The following is a 13,636-nucleotide window of genomic DNA, read 5'->3' as shown; positions in this document are numbered from 1 at the left end:
ATGTTCGAATACGCGCCCGCCCCCGAGTCCCGCTCGGTGGTGGACATCAAGCCCTCGTACGGGCTGTTCGTCGACGGGAGGTTCGTCGACCCGACCGACGGCGGCAACTTCAAGTCGGTCAACCCGGCCAGCGAGGAGGTGCTGGCCGAGGTGGCCGAGGCCGGCGGGGAGGACGTGGACCGCGCCGTCCGCGCCGCCCGCCGGGCGTACGAGAAGGTGTGGGGCCCGATGCCGGGCCGGGACCGGGCCAAGTACCTGTACCGGATCGCCCGGATCATCCAGGAGCGCTCGCGCGAGCTGGCGGTGCTGGAGTCGCTGGACAACGGCAAGCCGATCAGGGAGTCCCGGGACGTCGACCTCCCGCTCGTCGCCGCCCACTTCTTCTACTACGCCGGCTGGGCCGACAAGCTCGAGCACGCCGGCTTCGGGCCGAACCCGCGGCCGCTCGGGGTCGCCGCGCAGGTCATCCCGTGGAACTTCCCGCTGATGATGCTGGCCTGGAAGATCGCGCCGGCGCTGGCCGCCGGCAACACGGTGGTGCTCAAGCCGGCCGAGACGACCCCGCTGACCGCGCTGGTGTTCGCCGAGATCTGCCAGCAGGCCGACCTGCCGGCGGGCGTGGTCAACATCGTGACCGGCGCCGGCGACACCGGCCGGGCGCTGGTCGAGCACCCCGGCGTGGACAAGGTCGCCTTCACGGGATCGACCGGGGTCGGGCGGGGCATCGCCCGGTCGGTCGCCGGCACCCGCAAGAAGCTCACGCTGGAGCTGGGCGGCAAGGCGGCCAACATCGTCTTCGACGACGCCCCGGTCGACCAGGCGGTCGAGGGGATCGTCAACGGCATCTTCTTCAACCAGGGGCACGTCTGCTGCGCCGGCTCCCGGCTGCTCGTCCAGGAGTCGGTCGCCGACGTGGTGCTGGAGTCGCTGAAGCGCCGGATGGCCCAGCTGCGGGTCGGCGACCCGCTGGACAAGAACACCGACATCGGGGCGATCAACTCGGCCGCCCAGCTCGCCCGCATCCGGGAGCTGTCCGAGGCCGGCTCCGCCGAGGGCGCGCAGCGCTGGTCGCCGCCGTGCGAGCTGCCGGACCGGGGGTTCTGGTTCGCGCCGACCATCTTCACCGGGGTCACCCAGGCGCACCGGATCGCCCGGGAGGAGATCTTCGGCCCGGTGCTGTCCGTGCTGACGTTCCGCACCCCGGCCGAGGCGGTCGAGAAGGCCAACAACACGCCGTACGGCCTGTCGGCCGGGATCTGGACGGACAAGGGCTCCCGCATCCTGTGGCTGGCCGACCGGCTCCGCGCGGGCGTGGTCTGGGCCAACACGTTCAACAAGTTCGACCCCACCTCGCCCTTCGGCGGCTACAAGGAGTCGGGCTACGGCCGCGAGGGCGGCCGGCACGGGCTGGAGGCGTACCTCAATGTCTGAGCGGGTCGCGGTACGCAAGACGTACAAACTCTTCATCGGCGGGAAGTTCCCGCGCAGCGAGTCGGGACGGTCGTACATCGTGCAGGACTCCAACGTCGTACTGGCCTCCCGCAAGGACGCGCGCGACGCCGTCGTCGCCGCCCGGGCCGCCGTGCAGGGCTGGGCCGGGGCGACCGCGTACAACCGGGGGCAGATCCTCTACCGGGTCGCCGAGATGCTGGAGGGCCGCCGCGAGCAGTTCGTCGCCCTCGGCGTGCCGGGCGAGGAGGTGGACGCGGCGACCGACCGCTGGGTCTGGTACGCCGGCTGGTCGGACAAGCTCACCCAGGTGTACGGCGGCGCCAACCCGGTCGCCGGGCCGTACTTCAACCTGTCGACCCCGGAGCCGACCGGCGTGGTGGCCGTGGTGGCCCCGGAGCGGCCAGCGCTGCTGGGCCTGGTCAGCGTGATCGCCCCGGCGATCGTCACCGGCAACACGGTCGTGGTGGCGGCCTCGCCGGTGCAGCCCCTGGCGGCGGTGACGCTGGCCGAGGTGCTGGCCACCTCCGACCTGCCCGGAGGCGTGGTGAACATCCTGACCGGACGGATCACGGAGACGGTGCCGACGCTGGCCGGGCACATGGACGTCAACGCGATCGACCTGACCGGGGTGACCGACGCCGAACTGGCGGCGGAGCTGGAGATCAAGGCGGCGGAGAACCTGAAGCGGGTGCTCCGGCCCGCCCCGGCCGACCACGACTGGACGGCCGACCCGGGCCTGACCCGGATGACGTCCCTGCTGGAGACGAAGACGGTCTGGCACCCCAAGGGGGTCTAGCTTGTGGGGTTTCCGGGGGAGCCCACCCGCTCCGGGCGGTCAGGCTTGATCCCTCCGCGGGCGGGCTCCCCCGGAAACCCGTCGTGAGCCGGGTTCGCGTGGGTGGTCAGCTCAGGGGTGCTGCCCCGGGAGGGCGGTCTACTACCGGGGGTAGGATTGGCTCGTGACTCGGCTGGGGGATCTTGAGCGTGCGGTGATGGACGTGCTGTGGGACAGGGTCCCAGCCACGTCGGACGGGGTGACCGTGCGCGAGGTCGCCGACGCGCTCGACGGCCGCGAGCTGGCCTACACGACGGTCATGACCGTGTTGGACCGGCTCGCCGGCAAGGGCATGGTGCAGCGGCAGCGCGAGGGGCGGGCCTGGCGGTACCGGGCCGCGGCCAGCCGCGAGGCCCACATCGCCCAGCTCATGCTCGACGCCCTGGACCTGGGCGGCAGCCGGGACGCGGCGCTGGTGCGCTTCGCCCGCTCCGTGAGCGGGACCGAGGCCGACGTGCTGCGGGCCGCCCTGACCGACGAGGCGACGGACCGGTAGGGCGGCCGCCATGGCGTACGCCGTGCACTTCGCCGCCACCGTCCTGGCCTGCTACCTGACGGCCCAGGTCCTCGCGTCCTCCACCTGGACGTGGCGCGCCCCCCGGGTGGCGATCGTCTGCTGGCAGGCGGTCGGGCTGGCGCTCGGCCTGTCCGCGATGGGCCTGCCGATGGCGCTCGGCCTGCTCGCGTACGACCGGCCGACCGGCGGCGCCCTGCTCGCCCTCGCCACCGACCTGGCCCACGGCACCCTTCCGGCCGGCCTCGGGGAGGTCCACCTCGGGCTGGTCGGCGTCGGCTTCGGGATCGGGGCGGTGCTGCTCACCACGACGGTACGCAGCGTCCACGCGACGGTCCGGGCCCAGCGGCGGCACCGGGACCTGCTCGCCCTCGTCGCCCGGCGGGATCCCGCCGTCCCGGGGGCGCTGGTGCTCGACCACCCGAGCGCGGCGGCGTACTGCCTGCCGGGAGTGAAGCCGCGGGTGGTGGTCAGCGCGGGTGCGCTCGACCTGCTCGACCGGGCCGAGCTGGAGGCGGTGCTGACCCACGAGCGGGCGCACGCCCAGGAGCGCCACGACCTCGTGCTGCTGCCGTTCACGGCGCTGCGCCGGGCGCTGCCGTGGTTCCGCTGGGTGCGGGACGCGCACGAGCGGGTCGCCCTGCTGGTCGAGATGCGCGCCGACGACAAGGCCCGCGAACTGCACGCCGAGGCGCCGCTGGCGGGCGCGCTGCGGCGGTTCGCCGCGGCCGGCCACCGGATCACCCCGGCCGGCGCGCTCGGCGTGGGCGACCGGGACCTGGACGTCCGGGTCCAGCGGCTGCTGGTCGCCGACCGGCCGCCCCGCCTGCTGGGGGCCGCCGCGCTGGCGGTGGCGACGACCCTGGTCGCGCTGCCGATCTCCCTCTTCCTGAGCTGAGTTCCGCCCGCGCCTGACCCACGACCCGATCCCAAGCTCAGCCACCCGGAAGTTAGCCACCGGACCCGGGCGAGCCAATAGGTAGAAAGCCTACGTGTAGGCTGACTATGACAAGCGAGCCAACTCCTGGAGGGCGGCCATGGATCCCCTGCTCCTCGCCCGGCTACAGTTCGCCACCACCACCTCGGTGCACTTCCTGTTCGTCGTCGTCACGCTCGGGCTGGTCACCCTGCTGGTCGGGCTCCAGACCGCCTGGGTGGTCACCGGCAACCCGGCGTACGAGCGGCTGACCCGATTCTGGGGTCTGCTCTATGTGATCAACTACGGGCAGTTCCAGTTCGGGGTCAACTACCCGCCCATGAATGGGCGGGTTTGCGGATCACTGTCCTCGCTGGCTGCGAGGCTAGGCCGCGTGCGGGCGGTTGACTGCGCCCCAGCTCGCGACGCCACGTGAGGCGATGTTGCGAGCCGCGTTGTGGTCGGCGTGGGCAACGACCCCGCACGACCGACAGTGGAAAGTTTCCTGGTTGGGCCGGTTCCGTTTGTCCCGATGCCCGCAAGCCGCGCAGGTTTGGGAGGTGTACCGCGGGTCGACCTCGACCAGCGGTACACCCGCGCGGCGTGCCTTGTAGATCAGGAACGCGCCGAGTTGGTGGAACGCCCACGAGTGCAGCGTGACCCGTTGGGGCTTCCTCAGCCGGACCCGGTCGCGGATCCCCGTCAGTTTCTCGACGGCAATTCCGCGGCCGGTGCGTGCAGCCTCGGTCACGATGCTTTTAGCGATGGCGTGGTTGATGTTCGCGGTGTGCCGCGTTTCCTTCCGGCGGCGATGGTAGGCGTGCCGGCGCAGGTCGTAGTTGCGGTAGCAGTCGATCTCCCGCGCGATCACCGCGACGTCGGATGCTGCGGCATTGCAGGCGCGCAGGGTCGCCTCCAGCGCCGCCGCCTGCTCGGGCGTCGGCAGGAGCTTCACCTGCACCACCAACTTCACACCCTCATTGTGTCATTTGGTCCATGTCACCACGATGGACCCCACACCCGGACATTCGCCGAGGACTCTCGGAGGGGGAACTGCTTCCCGGCTTCTACCCCGTTGTCGTCGCCGCGCTGGTCGGGGTGATCGCGGTGACCGCCGGCGTGCAGCTGCGCGGCCGCCCGGCCGCCGCGTCGGCGCGCGCCGGCTGGGACAGCGTGGTCGTCGCCGGCAGCCTGCTCGCCGCGCTCGGCTGGGGTGCGCTGCTCGCCGGCCTGCTCCAGGGCGTGCCGCTGACCGCCGCCGGCCAGGTGGCGGGGGTCGGGCACGTGGTCACCCCGTTCGTGGCCGCCGGCGGGCTCGCCATGGCGGCCCTGGTGGCCGTGCACGGTGCGACCTTCCTCACGCTCCGGCTGCCGACCGCCGACGCCGCCGTGCTCGGGCGTACCGCCCGCCGGCTGGTGCCGGTGGCGCTCGCCGCGGTCGCCCTGGCCGCCGTCGCGGGCGCGCTCTCCGCCGGGGTACGCGCCGCGGCGCAGCGCCCGATGTTCGCCGTACTGCTGCCGTTCGCGCTGTTCGCGGCGCTGCTGGCGGCCCGGGCCGCGCTCGCCCGGCGGCGGCCGGGCCTGGCCTTCGCGGCCACCGGCGCGGCGCTGGCCCTGCCCGTGGCGGCGGTCGGCGCCACGCTGTGGCCGTACGCGCTGGTCTCCACCGTCGACCCGGGCGCCTCGCTGGCCGTGGCCGACGCGGCGGCCAGCCGGCCGACCCTGTCCCTGCTGGGCTGGCTCACGGTGCCCCTTCTGCCGGCCCTATTAGGCTTTCAGGCGATGTGCTGGTGGGTGTTCCGGGGACGGACCGACGGCAGGGCACCGGTGTACTGGTGAACCGCCGCCCCTTCGACCCGCGTCTGCTGCGCCGGGTCCCCGCGGCCCGGCGCGACCTCGCCGTGCTCGCGGTCCTCGGCGGGCTGACGGCGCTGCTGGTCGTGGGGCAGGCCACCGCGCTGGCCACGCTGCTCGCCACCGCGATCCACGGCCGGCTGGACCGGCCGGCGCTGGCCGGCTTCCTGGCCGCCGTCGCCGGTCGGGCGCTGGTCGCCTGGGCCCAGGGCACGGTGGCGGCGCGGGCGGCCGCGACCGTGAAGGCGACGCTGCGCCGGGACCTGCTGGCCGCCGTCGGCCGGCGCGGGCCCGCCTGGGTCGCGGGGCAGCGGGCCGGGCAGCTCGCCACCCTCGCCGGGCGCGGGCTGGACGCGCTGGACGCCTACTTCACCGGGTACCTGCCGCAGCTCGTGCTCAGCGTCACCGTGCCGCTGGCCGTGCTCGCCCGGATCGCGCTCGCCGACTGGGGCTCGGCGGTGATCATCGCGCTGACCCTGCCGCTGATCCCGGTCTTCGGTGCGCTGCTCGGCTGGCAGGCGCAGGCCGCCACCGAGCGCCAGTGGCGCCGGCTGTCGCTGCTCGGCGGCCACTTCCTCGACATGGTGGCCGGGCTGCCCACCCTGCGCGCGTTCGGCCGGGCCCGGAGCCAGGTCGAGGTGGTGCGCCGGATGGCCGACGGGCACCGGGCCGCCACCATGCGTACGCTGCGCATCGCGTTCCTGTCCGCCCTGGTCCTGGAACTGGTCGCCACCCTGTCGGTGGCGCTGGTGGCGGTGCCGGTGGGCATCCGCCTGCTCGGCGGCGGGCTCACCCTGTCCACCGCGCTGCTGGTGCTGCTGCTCACGCCGGAGGCGTACCTGCCGCTGCGGGCGGCCGGCAGCCGGTTCCACGCCAGCATGGAGGGGCTGACCGCGCTGGACGAGGCGTTCACCCTCTCCGCCGCCGGTCCGGCCGCCGCCCGGGCCGCCGGGCCCCGACCGACTCCCGACGGGCGGGGCGAGATCCGGTTCGAGGGCGTGACCGTCGCGTACGAGCGGACCGTGGCGCTGCGGGACGTGTCGCTGACGATCCGGCCCGGGGAGCGGGTCGCGATCGTCGGGCCGAGCGGGGCCGGCAAGAGCACCCTGCTCAACCTGCTGCTCGGGTTCGTCGCCCCGACCGAGGGCCGGGTGACCGTGGGCGGCGTCGACCTGGCCGGGGCCGACCCGGACGCGTGGCGGCGCCAGCTGGCCTGGGTGCCGCAGCGGGCCCACCTGTTCGCCGCGACGCTGGCCGACAACATCCGGCTCGGGGCCCCGGACACCCCGGACGACGCCCTCGCCCCGGCGGTCTCCGCCGCCGCGCTGGACGAGGTGGTCGCCGCCCTGCCCGACGGGCTCGGCACGGTGCTCGGCGAACGCGGCCACGGCCTGTCCAGCGGCCAGCGGCAGCGGGTCGCGCTGGCGCGGGCGTTCCTCCGGGACGCCCCCGTCGTGCTGCTCGACGAGCCCACCGCCCGGCTGGACAGCGCCAGCGAGGCCCTGGTGCTGGCCGCCACCCGCCGGCTCGTGGCCGGGCGTACCGCCCTGCTGGTGGCGCACCGGCCGGCCCTGCTGGAGGACGCCGACCGGATCCTGCGGGTCGAGGACGGCCGCGTGACCGAGCTGACCCCGGCCCCGGCCGAGGAGGTCGCCCCGTGAGTTCGGCCGAACGGGACGTGCTCCGGCTCGCCCGGCCGTACCTGGGCCGGCTGCTCGGAGCGGGGCTGCTCGCCGCCGCCACGGAGCTCGCCGGGCTGGCCCTGCTGGCCACCGCCACCTGGCTGCTGATGAGCGCCGCCGGCCGCCCGCCGCTGGACCGGCTCACCGTGGCCATCGTCGCCGTCCGGGCGCTGGCGATCGGCCGGGGCGTGTTCCGCTACACCGAGCGCCTGGCCGGCCACGACGCCGTGCTGCGGATGGTCACGGACGTCCGGGCGCGGGTCTTCGCCACCCTTGCCGGCCGGCGCGACGCGGCCCGGCAGCGCTCCGGGGACGCGCTGAGTCGGCTGGTCTCCGACGTGGAGGCGGTCCAGGACCTGCTGCTCCGGGTGCTGGTGCCGGGAGCGGCCGCCGCGCTGGTCAGCGTGCTGGCGGTGGCGGGGGCTGCGGCCGTCTCCCCGGCGGCGGCCGGGGTGCTCGCGGTGGGGCTGCTCGTCGCCGGGGTCGGGTTGCCGCTGGCGGCCACCGCGCTGACCCGCCGCGCGGCCGACGAGGTCGCCCCGCTGCGCGGCGCGCTCGCCGCCGACGCGGTCGACCTGACCCACGGCGCCGCCGACCTGGCCGCCTTCGGCGCCACCGGGTACGCGCTGGACGCCGCCGCCGGGCGGGCCCGCCGGCTGGCCCGGCTGGAGCGCCGGCTCGCCGCGACGGGCTTCGCGGTCGACGCGGCCGGGGTGCTGGTCGCCGGGGCGACCGCCGGGGCGGTCGTGGTCACCGCGCTGCGCGCGGGCGTCGGCGGGGTGCTGGTCGGGGTGCTGGCGGTCGGCACGCTGGCCGCCGTCGAGGTGGCGCTGGCCCTGGTCGGGGCCGCCCGGCAGCGGGCCGGGCTGCGGGCCGGGCTGGCCCGGGTCGCCGCCCTGCTGGCCGGCCCGGAGGCCGACCGACCCGCGGCGGCGCCCGCCGCCACGCTCGCGGACACCCCGCACGACGTGCGCTTCGAGCGGGTCACCGTCCGCTACCGGGCGGAGGCCGCGCCCGCGCTGGACGGGTTCACCCTGGACCTTCCGGCCGGCCGCAGGGTCGCCGTGGTCGGGCCGAGCGGGGCCGGCAAGAGCACCCTCGCCGCCGTCCTCACCGGCACGGTGCGCCCCGAGAGCGGGCGGGTCGCCCTGGACGGGGTGGACCTGTCGGCGTACCCGCCCGAGGAACTGCCGCGGGCCGTCGGCGGGCTGCTCGCCGAGGCGTACGTCTTCCACGCCACGGTGCGGGAGAACCTGCTGCTCGGCCGGCCCGGCGCCGGCGAGGCGGAGCTGGCCGCGGCGACCCGGGCGGCCGGCCTGCTGGACTGGGTGCGCGCCCAGCCCGCCGGCTGGGGCACGGTGGTCGGCGAGGAGGGCGGCCAGCTCTCCGGCGGCCAGCGGCAGCGCCTCGCGCTGGCCCGGGCGCTGCTCGCCGCGCCCCGGGTGCTCGTCCTGGACGAGCCGACCGAGGGGCTGGACCCGGCCGCCGCCGACGCGGTGCTCGCCTCGGCGCTGGCCGCCACCCCGGCCGGGCACTCCGTGCTGCTGATCAGCCACCGGCTCAGCGGGCTGGCCGGCCTCGACGAGATCGTGGTGCTCGACGCCGGGCGGGTGGTGCAGCGCGGCCGGCACGCCGAGCTGGTCGCGACGCCGGGCTGGTACCGGGACCAGTGGCTGCTGCAGGAGGCGGCCGAGCGCGGGTACCTGGCCCTGGCCCCCGCCCCTGAGCCGGGACTGGGGGAATCCCCCCGACGCGCCGGCCGCCGAGGCGTGGCAGGCTCGCCCCATGGGCCGCTGCGACGTCGTACGCGTGGAGGACCGGCTGCGCGAGCTGGACGACCGGCTGCGCGGCCCCGTCCGGCTGAAGGCCGACCTGCTGACCGAGGCCCGGCACGCGTTGCAGGACGCCGTCGAGGCGTACCGGGACGGGGGCCTGTCGGCGGCGGAGGCCGAGCGGCGGGCGGTGGCCGAGTTCGGCGACCCTGCCGGCCTCGCCCCGGCCTACCAGGCGGAGCTGGCGGCCGGCTCGCTGCGCGGCCTGGCGCTGCGGGTGCTCGCGGTCGCCGGCGTGCTGGTGGTCGCGGGCGACCTGACCTGGCAGGGGTCGAGCTGGAGCGGTGCCGGCCCGCGCCCGCCCGCCGGGTATCTGCTGCTGTCCGGGTCGCTCGACGCGGTCTGGCTGGCGACCGCCGTGCTCGCGGTGGCCGGGCTGCTGGTGGTGGCCGCCTCGGCCCGGTCGGCGCACCCCGCCCTGCCCCGGCTCGCCCGGCTGGTCGGGCTCGGCCTGACGGCGGCGCCGGTGCTGGGCGCGCTCGCCGGCGCGGCCCTGTACGCGTGGTCGCTCGGCCTGTGGGAGGCGGCCCTCACCTGGCCGCCGATGATCGTCGGCGGGGTCGCGACCACCGCCGCCTTCCTGTGGATCGCCCGAGCGGCCCGGTCCTGGCTGCTCGCGGCCCGGTGACGGGCCGCGCGGAGGGCCCGGCCGGCGCGGTGGGCGGGTCAGGCCGGGGAGGCCGGGCTGTCGCCGAGGAAGCGACCGACGGTCGCGCTGAACTCGCGCCAGCCGGCCCGCTCGCCGGCCAGCGCGCGGCGCCCCGAGTCGGTCAGCTCGTACGTCCGCCGTTCCCGGCCGTTGACGGTGCTCCAACTGCTGGCCACGTGCCCGGCCCGTTCCAGCCGGCGCAGCGCCGGGTAGATCGTCCCGGTGGGCAGGTCGAGGTTGCCCTCGCTGCGGGCGCGCAGCGCCTCGATGATGGCGTAGCCGTGCAGCGCACCGCGCTCCAGCACCGCGAGCAGCAGCGCGTCGAGGTGTCCGTGCAGCGCCTGGGCCTTCATGCGTAGCAACGCTACTTGTCCATCCGCCGGACCGCCACCGGGGTGGGGGCTCCGGCCGGCCGGGGCCGCCCACTAGGGTATGTGCCCAGAGTCACTCGGCGGCCGGACGCCGCCGGGTGGGCAGCCCGAAGCACACGGAGGTCAGCGTGGCCCGCCAGTCGCCCCAACGGCCCGACGCCGACGAGCCCGAGCTCGACGACACCGACGCCGCTCTCGCAGAGGACGCCGACGCCACCGTCGACGAGGACGCCGACCGCCCGGCGGAGCGGAACGTCGACCGCTCGCTCTGGGACGAACTGCGGATCGACCCGGTGGAGATCGCCCTGCCCGCCGGCACCGGCTTCACGCTGCGGGCCTACCGGCCGGCGCGGGAGCTGACCCCCACCGACGTCACCGAGCGGGACCAGGACGATCCCTTCCTCGCCCGCCGCCAGGTGGTCGAGGTGGAGGACGACGACGAGGTCGTGATCCTCGACGAGGAGGTGGCCGCCGATTTCGCCGAGGCCGACGAGGAGGAGGCCGAGGCGAAGCCCCGCCGCCGGGACGCCGAGGCCGACACCGAGGCCGCCGAGACGGAGGAGGACGAGGCGGCCGAGGAGGAGGACGAGGAGGAGTCGGGCGACGAGGAGGTGCCGGTCTTCCTCAGCCACCGGGGCCATCTGCTGCTGTTCAAGTCGCCTGAGTCGCTGGTCAGTTTCGTCCGGTCCGGCGCACCCAACGACATGGCTCAGCTGGACAGCTGGAATGAACTGTCCGAACGGGTGGAGCCGGCCGACATCGCTCCGCTCGACGAGGACACGTACGAGCTGGACCTGGTCGTGGAGAACCTGCGCGGCGGGCACGACACCTGGGACCCGACCCTGCTCATCGAGGCCGGCGAGGTGGCCCGGGACATCGCGTACGCGCTGCGCATGCCCGCGGTGCTGGACATGCTCTCCGCGGGGTCCAGTCTGGACGATCTGGACGAGGCGCTGCGCGCCTCGGTCAACGGCGGGGTCGGCGGATTCTTCGGCCGGCGGCGGCTGAAGAAAATCGGCGCGCAGACCGCGAGCCTCGGTTGGCGCACGATTGTCGGCAAGATCTCTGCGGTCGTGGACTGGCGCGACTGACGCGTTCCAGGGAGCATCAGTCTCTGGCAGAGAAAGACCTCAGTCCCGGGAGGAGGACGACGCCGTGGCGCTCGTGCGCGTGTACTGCGGTCTGGCCTCGGCGGATCCGGCCGACCGACCGGCCTCGGCCGGTTCGACGCTGACGTCCGCTGTGGTCGACGACGCAGGCCGACTGCTCCATGTCTGCGAGATCGGCGACGACCCGGCCGGCTACGCCCAGCTGGTCGCGCTGCTCGTGGAGCGGTCGGGCGGGCCGAGCGGCGCCGCGATCGCCGCCGACAGCGACGACCACACGGTCACCTCGCTGCTCAGCGCCGCCGGTCGTCCGCTGGCCATCGCCGACGACGACTCGGTGGACGACCTCGCCGAGCGCTTCGCCGACGACGAGTCGGCGGACGAGATCCAGTCCCCGCCGGCCGAGCGGCGGGCGGTCGGGCTGGCCCGGGCTCTGCAGGCCGGCGCGCTCTCCGCCGTCACCCTGCCCGCCCCCCGGGACCTCGCCGGCTACAAGCAGGTCCTCGCGGCGCACGCCGCGCTCGCCAGCGGCCGGCACTCCGCCGCCGTGGCGCTGCGCGAGGTGCTGCGCGAGGTCTACCCGGCCGCGCTGCGGGCGTACCCCGACCCGGCCGAGCCGGTCGCGCTCGCCGTACTGGACGCCCTGCCCGAGCCCGGCATGCTCGGCGGCACGGTCGCCCGGGGCCGGGAGGTGTCGGTGGCGGCGGACGCCATCGCCGCCCACCTGGCCGCCGACGGTGTCGCCAACGCCGACGTGATCAACGAAGCCGTGACCGCGCTGCGGGTGGCCATCTCGGAGACCCCACGCCGGGCGGCGGTCAGCCGCGCGCTCACCTCGGCCGTGGCCGAGACGGTCCGCCAGGCCGTCGCCTCGGTACGGGCCTGCGACGCGGCCTGTGAGGCGCTCGTCGGCGCCCTGAGCACCCGCGTCACCACTCCCGCTCCCACGCCCGGCCGCCGTGCCGAGCCGGGCGGCGAGCGGCCGGGCCTCACCGGCGGCACCAGCAGCGGCCTGCGCACGATCCGGCCCACCCCGCCCGAGCAGGGGCCGATGGGCGGCCGGCGCAACCAGGACCCGGCCCCGGTCGGCGGCCGGCGCAGCCGGGCCGAGCCGGTCTCCGGCGGCAACCCGCCCGCGCCGCCCCGGCCGCTCGGCCCACCGCCGGTCGCGCCGGAGCCCGTGGCGCCGCCGCCGGTCGCCCCGCGCCCGATGGCCCCGGCCGCCTCGGCCGCCCCGCCGGTGTCCGCCCCGCCGTCCGCCGAGCCGCGGTCCACGGTGGACGCCCCGACCAACCGCCCGGTCTCCGCACCGCCGCCCCCGCCGCCAGGCATCACGCCCATCGCCCCGGCGCAGCGGGAACGCTCCGTGCCGCCGGCCGAGGTGGGCGAGCCGTTCCGGCCCACCCTCACGACGGCGGCGATCCAGAGCGCCCGCGCCGAACGGCAGCGCACCGTGATCCCGCCCCGACCCAAGACGACCGGCGACGCCGGCCGCCCGCCCACCGGGGGGTTCAGCGCCACCGACCTGAGCGTGCCGGTGCCGAGCCCCCGCCCCGGCACGGAGTCCGCACCCCCGGGCTCGCGGGCGAACTGGCCGCTGGTCAACAACGCCGACGATCTCGCCGACACCGCCGCCGCCGAGGCGGCAGCCCGGCCCTTCGGGGAGCAGGGCCCGCGGCAGATCGACGCGCCGACCCAACCGGGCACGGGCGAGAGCCGCGTCACCCCGCCCTGGCTCGCCGACGACCTGCCGCAGGAGCCACCCATGCTGCGGCTGGTCGAGCCGCCGCCGTTGGCCGACCGGGCGCTGCGTGAGGGTCCGAGCCTGTCGGGCGTCCCGGTGGAGAACCCGCCGCTGCGACTGGTCGACCCCGGAGCAGCCCGCCGGCCCGAGCCGGAGCCGGAGCGTCCCGCCATGGAGCAGCGGCCGGCGCCTCCCGCCCCGGTGGAACGGCGCACCCCGCCGGTGTCCGACGAGGGCGACGGGGACCTGCTGATCTTCGCCTCGATCAAGTCAGCCTGGTTCGTCGGTCCGAGCGACGAGACCGAGCTGGACTGGTCGAGCACCGCGGACAGCGGGTGGCAGGCCGCCGAGCAGGCTGCCCGCCCGGCGGTGGGCGCCGAGACCAAGGCGGGGCTGCCCAAGCGGGTCCCGCAGGCCAACCTGGTGCCCGGCTCGCCGCTGCGCGAGGAGCGTCCGCTGCGGATCATCCGCGACGCGGCCAGTCTGGCCGAGAACACCACCGGCTACTTCCGCGGCTGGCGCCGGGGGCAGGAGATCGGCGGGTTCGCGGTCGGTGGGCGCCCCGGGCGGGAGGCGGCCGGCGGCTGGGACTTCACCCGGGACACCGGCGATCGCGACGACGACCGGGAGTACGAGTACCGTTCCGCCGGCTACCGTTCCTGACCGCTCCGCCGACCGCCG

The 13,636-nt window shown here is 76.0% G+C and carries 12 protein-coding genes and 1 pseudogene; 11 read left to right on the top strand and 2 right to left on the bottom strand.

What is annotated here, in order from left to right; all coding sequences use genetic code 11:
• From JD77_RS16310 to JD77_RS33665, 5 genes are all read left to right on the top strand, one after another.
• Positions 1-1,431 (top strand): aldehyde dehydrogenase family protein, encoded by a 1,431-nt coding sequence (locus JD77_RS16310; RefSeq protein WP_145775162.1) that lies wholly within the window; start codon positions 1-3, stop codon positions 1,429-1,431.
• Complete coding sequence (locus JD77_RS16305; protein WP_145775161.1) at positions 1,424-2,248, top strand: aldehyde dehydrogenase family protein; 825 nt, start codon at positions 1,424-1,426, stop codon at positions 2,246-2,248. The genes JD77_RS16310 and JD77_RS16305 overlap by 8 nt, the downstream gene beginning before the upstream one ends.
• Positions 2,249-2,411: 163 nt before the next feature.
• Positions 2,412-2,783 (top strand): BlaI/MecI/CopY family transcriptional regulator, encoded by a 372-nt coding sequence (locus JD77_RS16300; protein ID WP_145775160.1) that lies wholly within the window; start codon positions 2,412-2,414, stop codon positions 2,781-2,783.
• 10 nt (positions 2,784-2,793) lie between these two features.
• Positions 2,794-3,699 carry a M56 family metallopeptidase gene (locus tag JD77_RS16295; RefSeq protein WP_145775159.1) on the top strand — a complete coding sequence of 302 codons (906 nt, stop codon included), beginning with the start codon at positions 2,794-2,796 and terminating at the stop codon, positions 3,697-3,699.
• Between the two features lie 139 nt (positions 3,700-3,838).
• Positions 3,839-4,153 (top strand): cytochrome ubiquinol oxidase subunit I, encoded by a 315-nt coding sequence (locus JD77_RS33665; protein WP_246140700.1) that lies wholly within the window; start codon positions 3,839-3,841, stop codon positions 4,151-4,153.
• Here the strand turns inward: JD77_RS33665 and JD77_RS16285 are convergent.
• Positions 4,103-4,690 (bottom strand): RNA-guided endonuclease InsQ/TnpB family protein, encoded by a 588-nt coding sequence (locus tag JD77_RS16285; protein WP_246140699.1) that lies wholly within the window; start codon positions 4,688-4,690, stop codon positions 4,103-4,105. The two genes, JD77_RS33665 and JD77_RS16285, sit on opposite strands and share 51 nt — an antisense overlap.
• 23 nt (positions 4,691-4,713) lie before the next feature.
• On the opposite strand from JD77_RS16285, the gene JD77_RS16280 reads away from it, so the two are divergent.
• The 4 genes and pseudogenes from JD77_RS16280 to JD77_RS33660 all read left to right on the top strand — a co-directional run bounded on the left by JD77_RS16280 (position 4,714) and on the right by JD77_RS33660 (position 9,713).
• Positions 4,714-5,556: a cytochrome d ubiquinol oxidase subunit II gene (locus JD77_RS16280; protein WP_246140698.1), complete on the top strand. Its 843-nt coding sequence runs from the start codon at positions 4,714-4,716 to the stop codon at positions 5,554-5,556.
• Positions 5,553-7,232, top strand: a complete 1,680-nt coding sequence (gene cydD / locus JD77_RS16275) for a thiol reductant ABC exporter subunit CydD (protein ID WP_145775157.1) — start codon at positions 5,553-5,555, stop codon at positions 7,230-7,232. The genes JD77_RS16280 and cydD overlap by 4 nt, the downstream gene beginning before the upstream one ends.
• A pseudogene (cydC, locus tag JD77_RS16270) lies at positions 7,229-8,977 on the top strand (thiol reductant ABC exporter subunit CydC); the annotation flags it as partial. The gene cydD and the pseudogene cydC, both read left to right, overlap by 4 nt.
• Positions 8,978-9,038: 61 nt before the next feature.
• Positions 9,039-9,713, top strand: coding sequence for a permease prefix domain 1-containing protein (locus tag JD77_RS33660; RefSeq protein WP_145775156.1), 675 nt, complete (start codon positions 9,039-9,041; stop codon positions 9,711-9,713).
• Positions 9,714-9,751: 38 nt separating this feature from the next.
• On the opposite strand, the gene JD77_RS16260 is transcribed toward JD77_RS33660, so the two are convergent.
• Positions 9,752-10,087 carry a PadR family transcriptional regulator gene (locus JD77_RS16260; RefSeq protein ID WP_145775155.1) on the bottom strand — a complete coding sequence of 112 codons (336 nt, stop codon included), beginning with the start codon at positions 10,085-10,087 and terminating at the stop codon, positions 9,752-9,754.
• A 116-nt stretch (positions 10,088-10,203) separates the two neighbouring features.
• On the opposite strand from JD77_RS16260, the gene JD77_RS16255 reads away from it, so the two are divergent.
• Together JD77_RS16255 and JD77_RS16250 are read left to right on the top strand one after the other, a co-directional pair.
• Complete coding sequence (locus JD77_RS16255) at positions 10,204-11,196, top strand: DNA primase (RefSeq protein WP_145775154.1); 993 nt, start codon at positions 10,204-10,206, stop codon at positions 11,194-11,196.
• 64 nt (positions 11,197-11,260) lie between these two features.
• A complete protein-coding gene (locus tag JD77_RS16250) occupies positions 11,261-13,618 on the top strand; it encodes a transposase (RefSeq protein ID WP_145775153.1) in 2,358 nt (785 codons plus the stop codon).
• The last annotated feature ends 18 nt before the right edge of the window (positions 13,619-13,636 follow it).

This window comes from Micromonospora olivasterospora, from assembly GCF_007830265.1.
In the GTDB taxonomy this organism is placed as follows: Bacteria; Actinomycetota; Actinomycetes; order Mycobacteriales; family Micromonosporaceae; genus Micromonospora; species Micromonospora olivasterospora.
Note: the sequence above shows the minus strand (reverse complement) of the source record. Positions and strands in the feature narration are given on the sequence as shown.

Excerpts from the sequence above, each read along its gene's own strand:
- JD77_RS16295 (WP_145775159.1), top strand. The coding sequence starts at position 2,794 with ATGGCGTACGCCGTGCACTTCGCCGCCACCGTCCTGGCCTGCTACCTG.
- JD77_RS16280 (WP_246140698.1), top strand. The coding sequence starts at position 4,714 with ATGTCACCACGATGGACCCCACACCCGGACATTCGCCGAGGACTCTCG.
- JD77_RS33660 (WP_145775156.1), top strand. The coding sequence starts at position 9,039 with ATGGGCCGCTGCGACGTCGTACGCGTGGAGGACCGGCTGCGCGAGCTG.
- JD77_RS33665 (WP_246140700.1), top strand. The coding sequence starts at position 3,839 with ATGGATCCCCTGCTCCTCGCCCGGCTACAGTTCGCCACCACCACCTCG.
- JD77_RS16305 (WP_145775161.1), top strand. The coding sequence starts at position 1,424 with ATGTCTGAGCGGGTCGCGGTACGCAAGACGTACAAACTCTTCATCGGC.
- JD77_RS16310 (WP_145775162.1), top strand. The coding sequence starts at position 1 with ATGTTCGAATACGCGCCCGCCCCCGAGTCCCGCTCGGTGGTGGACATC.
- JD77_RS16260 (WP_145775155.1), bottom strand. The coding sequence starts at position 10,087 with ATGAAGGCCCAGGCGCTGCACGGACACCTCGACGCGCTGCTGCTCGCG.